Source organism: Psychrobacter sp. FME13 (assembly GCF_014861395.1).
GTDB lineage: Bacteria > Pseudomonadota > Gammaproteobacteria > Pseudomonadales > Moraxellaceae > Psychrobacter.
This window is the reverse complement of the sequence record NZ_RRYV01000289.1, coordinates 1-1,478: the sequence shown is the minus strand read 5'-3', so window position 1 is coordinate 1,478 and position 1,478 is coordinate 1. Positions and strand designations below refer to the sequence as shown.

Sequence of the window (1,478 nt, the reverse complement as noted above, 5' to 3'; positions counted from 1 at the left end):
CTGATAAAGGGTATATCAGCCCGAGTCTGACATCGTACTACGACGCTCAAGGAGTAGATTTACAAACGCCACTCAGAGCTAATATGAAAGAAGATAGACCCAAACCTGTGGTAAGACGGCTAATGAAAGCCCGCCGTATCGTTGAAACAGTCATTGGTCAGTTATCAGAACGATTTAATATACAAAAGGTACGAGCAAGAGATTTATGGCATTTGTCTCATCGATTGATTCGTAAGATTCTGTCGCATAATCTGTGCTTTGTACTCAATAAAAAACTTGGTAACCCGCCTCTTCAGTTTGATTTGCTTATTTCAAGTTGAGAGTGGGGTTTAATTATCAATGATATTGTAAGACATATCAAGTTATGTTTATTTACATTATATAAATTGATAGGCAATTGCTATATTAGCATACATAGCAAGTCAGTATGTAATGGTAAATACGATAACCAAGCACATATTATACTTAAGAATTTATAAAAAAATAAAATATTCATCTAAAAGAAAAGAGGTAGCCATGCAAGTACATTCTTTCTTACACAGCGATACAGAAACCTATACTCACGTACTCGCAGACGTTCAAAATCAAGTATGTGCCATCATCGATCCAGTATTAGATTTTGATGCCAAGTCAGGATGTACTGGTACTACTAGCGTTGATGGGGTGATTGAGTTTGTGCGTGAGCATGGTTGGAAACTGAGCTATATCATAGAAACCCATGCCCATGCAGATCATATATCAGCTGCTGCTCACGTAAAAGAGTTACTTAGTGGGCAACTCGTCATAGGTCAGCATATCACCGAAGTACAAAAAATATTTAAGCAAATTTTTAACTTTGACACCAGCTTTCGGACTGATGCCAGTCAGTTTGATATTTTAACGGATGATGGTGAGAGCTTCATGCTTGGCGACATCACCATTACCGTTATGTATGTGCCAGGTCACACCCCGGCTGATATGGCTTATATTGCTGCTGACAATGAAAAAACGGTGGTCTTTGTTGGCGATACCTTGTTTGCACCTGATGTGGGCACGGCTCGCTGTGACTTCCCAGGTGGAGATGCTAAAACTTTGTATCACTCAATTCAAAAGCTGCTTGCACTGCCTGAAGATACGATTATGTATCTGTGCCATGACTATCCGAGCAAAGGTCGCAAGCATTGCCCAACCACTACCGTTGCTGCGCAAAAGATGGGCAATATCCATGTAAAAGATGGTATCAATGAAGCAGAGTTTGTACAAATGCGTGAGCGCCGTGATGCCACTCTTGAAATGCCACGTCTGATTGTTCCGTCAGTACAAGTCAATATTGATGCAGGTCATTTTCCAAAGGCAGAAGACAATGGTACTCGTTATTTGAAAGTACCAATTAATGTTCTTGGACAATGAACGGATATAAGCGTAAGTAAGAACTGAAATCTTATTAGGACTTACGCAAAACCAGAGATATATTGCCAACCTAAAGCATAGCGTAGTAC

Annotated in this window: 2 protein-coding genes; both read left to right on the top strand. The window is 40.0% G+C overall.

The window, feature by feature from the left end:
- The coding region (locus EI164_RS16075) for a transposase (protein ID WP_318779513.1) at positions 1-320 on the top strand (320 nt) is incomplete at its 5' end.
- A gap of 196 nt (positions 321-516) precedes the next feature.
- Positions 517-1,389: an MBL fold metallo-hydrolase gene (locus EI164_RS16070; protein WP_192520982.1), complete on the top strand. Its 873-nt coding sequence runs from the start codon at positions 517-519 to the stop codon at positions 1,387-1,389.
- The last annotated feature ends 89 nt before the right edge of the window (positions 1,390-1,478 follow it).

Excerpts from the sequence above, each read along its gene's own strand:
- EI164_RS16070 (WP_192520982.1), top strand. The coding sequence starts at position 517 with ATGCAAGTACATTCTTTCTTACACAGCGATACAGAAACCTATACTCAC.